We start from the raw sequence: 345 nt of genomic DNA on the forward strand, positions 1-345 counted from the left end.
CCGTCGCGCTGCTGCTGCCGCGCTCGGTCGACATCGTCATCGCCCAACTCGCGGTCCTCAAGGCGGGGGCGGCTTACCTGCCCATCGACCCCGACTACCCCACCGACCGCATCACCTACATGCTCGACGACGCACGCCCCGCCCTCCCCGCCGAACGCGTCCCGTCGGACGACCGAGGAGAAGGGCAAGGGGGGCCAGTCGAGGGTAGACCGCGGTGGCCGAGGGCGGGGGGTGCGTCTGCGAGCTTGTAGGGGAGGCGGTCGTGGGGGTTGTGGGGGTCGATGGGCAGGTATGCCGCCCCCGCCTTGAGGCCCGCGAGTTGGGCGATGACGATGTCGACCGAGC

Annotated in this window: 1 pseudogene; it reads left to right on the top strand. The window is 71.6% G+C overall.

Annotation, left to right across the window (positions count from 1 at the left end):
* Positions 1-167 (top strand): annotated as a pseudogene (locus PUR71_RS14140) (AMP-binding protein); the annotation flags it as partial.
* Positions 168-345 lie beyond the last annotated feature (178 nt).

It is taken from the genome of Streptomyces sp. SP17BM10, assembly GCF_036322405.1.
Classification (GTDB): domain Bacteria; phylum Actinomycetota; class Actinomycetes; order Streptomycetales; family Streptomycetaceae; genus Kitasatospora.